The following is a 5,077-nucleotide window of genomic DNA, read 5'->3' on the forward strand; positions in this document are numbered from 1 at the left end:
TTTTCGGCGGCGCAAAGCGCCGTCATTTTATTTGACAGGTTGAAAACAGACCGCTTGGATCCACGAATTCCGTGTTTTCAGTGCCGCCGCGTAGCGGCCTCAGTGTTTTCCGTGTTTCACCTTATCCCGCTTGCCATCGCAAACAGGTTCAATCCATTGCCCCTACATAGGGCAGGCCGCGGTACTTGCCGCCGTCGTCCAGGCCGTAACCCACCAGATAACGGGCGGGCGCTTCCCAGGCCGTAAAATCCGCATCCATCTCACGCCGGTTGCCATCCTTCAACGGATCGGGCTTGCGCGCGAACACGGCCGTCAGCACCTCGGCGGCGCCGGCTTCGCGGACGATATCGACGGCAATCTTCAGAGAGGCTCCGCTGTCCAGCACGTCATCCATGATCAGCACCTGGCGGCCTTCGACGGAACGCTGCAACGGCGCGCGAATCAGCATGGCGCCGCCTTCATGCGCATCGCCGTAGGAGGATAGCCACAGGGCATCGAAGGCGATATCACGTCCGGCGCGGTTCAAGGCCCGAGTCAGGTCGGCGGCAAACCAGATACCGCCGGTCAGCAGGCACACGCCGACGCAATCCGGCCGCACATAGTGCACCAGCAGGTCGGCCAGGGCCTGAACCCGATGCTGGACCTCGGCCTCGTCGATAAGGACGGCGGGAAGGACCGGGTCAGTGATGGGCAGCGGGGGCGTGATCGTCATGAGCTGTGGCAGGCAATTCGGAGCGGAGGGCCGGTAGGGTTGGGGCGTGGTCGCCGGCCGCTACGGCATGATCCGCCGCAGCCGGAGCCGCCGCAGCGTGATCGGGAGCGGCATCCCCGGTTACGGCCTGTTCGTTGCCATGTCCAGCCGAATCGTTTGCAGGCCCGCCATGGTCGTCACCTTCGGACGCCGGTGTGGCGCCGTGCGGGTCGTCATGGCCTCCGTCGCTGTCGTGCCCGGCTTTTTCGCTGCGCAGGGCCGCAGATGGCTTCTGCTTCATGGCTTCCAGGTCGAAGAGCAGGTCGATATTGGCCGTCAGGTTCTTGGGGTCCTTGACGTCGAAAGTCAGGGTGCGGGTGGCGCCCGGTTCCACCGTCAGGCCGCCGGAAGGCACGATCAGCGTATCGAACAACTGGCCCGTGGCGTCGTACAGCTTCACCTTCATCGGCGGAACCTTGGTCGGCTTATTGACCAGATTGGTGATTTTCGCGTTGATCGTCACCACGAAGCGGCCGTCCTTGAAGGCGGCGTCGGCCGTGTGTTCCTCGATATCCAGGTTTGTGGCGTTGACCTTGAGGTTGACCATGGCATAGGCGCCGGCCACGCGCGGAAAGGCCCGCACGATATCGACGCGGAAAAGGAAGCCGATCGCCAGGAAGGCGACAACCGCCAAACCCATGGCGCCCCAGACGATCGCCTGGGCTGTCAGTTCCTTGCTGCGCTTCTTGTCCTCGACCATGGCCCGGTACTGGCCTGGCAGCTTCCGCGGCTTGACGTCCTGCAAATCCTCGGCACGCGCCGGCGCCGGCTGTGCCGGCAGGGGGAGGTCGATCGGGTCTTCCTCGCGCTCGGCGTGCCAGGTTGTCTTGCACGCGGCGCAGCGCACCGTGCGGCCGCCATTGGGCAGCTGCGAGGCTTGCAGGGTATATCGCGTCGAGCAGTTGGGACAGGTAAGAATCATAACCGGAACTGATCTGGGACGCCCCGAACCAAATCATGCACAGAAACGCTTGCACTTTCGGCACAAGGCTTGGCACTTTTCGGCACAAGGCACGTCTTCGCCCGACAAAAGACGAAGTTTCTTAACCATATGTCGCTAAAAAGTCTTAACAACCGGTCAAGCCTGACCGTGCGATAGCGCCATGGCCCAAATTAACGAAAAAAACAGACTGGCGAACACCGTCACGGGCTTTTTGCCCGGCGACGACGCTGTTGTGGCCTTCGACAATGTCAGCCTGGGCTACGACGCCGCCAGCGAAGCCGACTTCATCCTGAAATCCTTGTCGTTTCAGCTGCCGGCCGGGTCGTTCCACTTCCTGACCGGGCCGTCGGGCGCCGGCAAGACGTCGCTGCTGAAGATGATTTACCTGGCCCAGGCGCCGACGTCCGGGCGTATTTCGCTGTTTGGGGAAGCTGTTGATAATGGCGATCGTGCCCAGGTGGCGCGGCTGCGCTCGAAACTGGGCATCGTCTTCCAGGAGTTCCGCCTGCTGGAACATCTTAACGTCTTTGACAACGCCGCCCTGCCATTGTTCGTCCACGGTCAGAATTTCCGCCAGTACCGCGATGACGTTACCGAACTGCTGAATTGGGTCGGCCTGAAAAACCAGCTCCAGGCCATGCCGCACGTCCTGTCCGGCGGCGAAAAGCAGCGGCTGGCCATTGCCCGCGCCGTCGTCACCCGTCCGACCTTGATCCTGGCCGATGAACCGACCGGCAATATCGACTACGCCATGGGCCTGCGCATCATGCGCTTGTTCGTCGAACTGAACCGGCTGGGCGCCACCGTGCTGATCGCCACCCACGACGAAAGCCTAGTCCGGGCCTCGGGCATGCCGGTGCTGGAACTCAAGGACGGCCAGATTTCCCGCCGCGACCTCAACACCACGGTCGGGGGCCGCCTATGAGCGTCGTCTCCCGCCTGTCCTCGATGAAGGCGCGGCATCTCCTTCCCGAACAGGACCAGAGAGAAATCGCCCTGCACTATGTCATCGGCGTTCTGTGTGTCCTCGCCTGTCTGGCGGCGCTGATCGTGATGGCGTCCGACCGTGCCGCCCGCGGTTGGGCGCGTGAAATCCGCGCCGAGGTGACGGTCCAGGTGCGTCCGACCGGCCTCGAAAGCGGTTCCGTCGCTGCCGCCCGCGCCGCTGAGGTCCTGGCCGGGGTCAAGGGCGTCGGTCAGGTGACGGCGTTGGAACCGCAAAAAGCCAAGGATCTGATCAAACCGTGGCTGGGCGACGCGATCCTTGATGACCTGCCCATCCCCAACCTCGTCTCCGTGCGGCTGGACGACAAGACGCCGGCGACAACGAAGGCGCTGACCGATGCGCTGATCTCACACGATATTGATGCTTCGATCGACGATCATTCGGTCTGGATGAAGGATGTTGAACAGAGTGCCTTGACCATCCGGCTGATTTCCATCGGGATTTTCTTTATTATTTTCTCCGCGACCGCGGCCGTGGTCGGGTTCGCCACCCGGGCGGGTCTGACGGCACGCGCCAACATCGTCGAGGTCCTCTCGCTGTGCGGCGCTACGGATCTGTTTATCGCACAACGGTTTCAGTATCGGTTTGCCCGTATGGCGTTCGAGTCGGGACTTCTGGGCGCGGCCATCGCTGCCGGGGTCATGGCGATCATAAAAGCCACAGGTTCCTCACAAAGCTTCGCCCTGGCTCTTCCCTTTTCATGGTTAGACCTGTTAATATTACTTCCGTGCCCGTTTTTGGTGGCGTTGATCGCTGCGGTAACGGCGCGGATCGTGACCTTAAGGTTGCTCGGAGGGAAGGGGTAAGGTGCGCAGTCTCATCGCGTTCCTGGTGGTAGTCTTGTTGTGGGCGGCTGGCCTTCTGGTCTTTGCCGATCGCGTCATCGAATCGACTCCGGCCATCGAGCCCGAAGAACCTGCCGACGCCATCGTCGTGCTCACCGGCGCTTCCGACATGCGATTGAAGGAAGGCATGCGCCTGCTGGAGCGGCGCAAGGGTGAGCGCCTGTTCATTTCCGGCGTCAACCGCGACGTCAAGCGCCCCGAACTGATGGACGTCACCGAAGGCTCCAAGCGGCTGTACGAATGCTGCGTCGATCTGGGCTATCAGGCCGAAAACACCGTCCAGAACGCTCGCGAAATCGCCGAATGGGCCCGTGGCCACGACTTTGACACGCTGATTGTGGTGACCTCCGACTACCACATGCCGCGTTCGCTGCTGGAGCTAAAGGCGGACATGCCGGATGCCCACTTCATTTCCTATCCCGTGCCGACGGCCGATCTCAGCGCGCGCGACTGGTGGAAATCGGGCAAGGGCGCGCGTCTGATCGTGCTGGAATATTGCAAATACCTGGCGATCCTGGGTCGCGATGCCGTGCTTAGCATCTCGCGCGCCATGGGTGACAAGGGCAAGAAAGAAGTGCCGCCACCGGGATCGGAAACGGCCGCGTCAGCAATGAGCGTCGGTTAAAAGACGGCTGGAAATTCCGTCCGGCTGGCCTGACGGCTTTCCAAACCATCTTTGGGACCGAGCCTTCCGTCAAGGCCTTCTTGCCAAGTGCTGCGTCTGCGTTTACGCCTGAGAACATGACCCGATTGCGATCCCTGATCTTCATGCTGTGGCTGTACGGTTCGATGGCCTTCTACGGCATCTTCTGTTCGCCCTTCCTCCTTTTGCCGTTGCGCTATGCCATGCTGCCCATCCGCTGGTGGGGACACACGGTCCTGTTTGGTGCGCGCTGGATCGTCGGAATCAAGGTCGAGTTCCGCGGCCTCGAATACATGCCGGACGGCGGCGCCCTGGTCGCCGGTAAGCACCTGAGCATGCTCGACACCATCGCGCCGTTCACGGTGTTCAAGCTGCCGGCCTATGTCCTGAAGCAGGAATTGATGTACCTGCCGTTCCTGGGCTGGTTCGCCGCGCGCGCGAAGATGGTGCCGGTGCGCCGCGACGAAGCCGCCAAGGCGTTGAAAGCCATGGTCGCCGGTTGTCGTGCACTGGTAAAGGAGGACCGCCAAATACTGATCTTCCCCGAAGGCACGCGATCGGAGGTCGGCGAAGATGCCCTGTACAAGCCGGGCGTCGCGGCCCTGTACCGCGATCTGGAGGTGCCCTGCCATCTGATGGCAACCAATTCCGGTCAGTTCTGGCCGGGCCATGGCATCGACCGCAAGCCGGGTACCATTGTGTTCGAATTCCTGCCGCCCCTGCCGCCCGGTCTGAAACGCGCCGAGTTCATGACCCAGCTCAAGGATCGGCTGGAGACAGCGTCCAACGCCCTGATTGCGGAACAAACCCCGGTCCGCTGACACTTCTCAAAAACGGGATATCTCATACCAACCAGCAAAGACGCTGATTCACAAGGCGCAGGTTGGTG

General features: G+C 61.9%; 6 protein-coding genes. 4 read left to right on the forward strand and 2 right to left on the reverse strand.

All coding sequences use genetic code 11. From position 1 onward, the window contains the following. Positions 1-148 precede the first annotated feature (148 nt). Positions 149-712 carry a phosphoribosyltransferase gene (locus ABI_RS04755; RefSeq protein WP_050808195.1) on the reverse strand — a complete coding sequence of 188 codons (564 nt, stop codon included), beginning with the start codon at positions 710-712 and terminating at the stop codon, positions 149-151. Next, positions 681-1,673: a zinc-ribbon domain-containing protein gene (locus ABI_RS04760; protein ID WP_006271710.1), complete on the reverse strand. Its 993-nt coding sequence runs from the start codon at positions 1,671-1,673 to the stop codon at positions 681-683. Before ABI_RS04760 ends, ABI_RS04755 begins: the two co-directional genes overlap by 32 nt. A 181-nt stretch (positions 1,674-1,854) precedes the next feature. Between ABI_RS04760 and ABI_RS04765 the strand changes: the two genes are divergently transcribed. The 4 genes from ABI_RS04765 (at position 1,855) to ABI_RS04780 (ending at position 5,009) form a co-directional block, all read left to right on the forward strand. Beyond that, positions 1,855-2,619 carry a cell division ATP-binding protein FtsE gene (locus ABI_RS04765; protein WP_006271711.1) on the forward strand — a complete coding sequence of 255 codons (765 nt, stop codon included), beginning with the start codon at positions 1,855-1,857 and terminating at the stop codon, positions 2,617-2,619. Further along, on the forward strand, positions 2,616-3,506 hold the full coding sequence (locus ABI_RS04770) for a cell division protein FtsX (protein ID WP_006271712.1): 891 nt from the start codon (positions 2,616-2,618) through the stop codon (positions 3,504-3,506). The genes ABI_RS04765 and ABI_RS04770 overlap by 4 nt, the downstream gene beginning before the upstream one ends. 1 nt (position 3,507) lies before the next feature. Continuing rightward, a complete protein-coding gene (locus ABI_RS04775) occupies positions 3,508-4,170 on the forward strand; it encodes a YdcF family protein (protein ID WP_006271713.1) in 663 nt (220 codons plus the stop codon). A gap of 116 nt (positions 4,171-4,286) precedes the next feature. Then, positions 4,287-5,009 carry a lysophospholipid acyltransferase family protein gene (locus tag ABI_RS04780; protein WP_006271714.1) on the forward strand — a complete coding sequence of 241 codons (723 nt, stop codon included), beginning with the start codon at positions 4,287-4,289 and terminating at the stop codon, positions 5,007-5,009. Positions 5,010-5,077: the final 68 nt, after the last annotated feature.

Origin of the sequence: Asticcacaulis biprosthecium C19 (assembly GCF_000204015.1) — a bacterium.
In the GTDB taxonomy this organism is placed as follows: domain Bacteria; phylum Pseudomonadota; class Alphaproteobacteria; order Caulobacterales; family Caulobacteraceae; genus Asticcacaulis; species Asticcacaulis biprosthecius.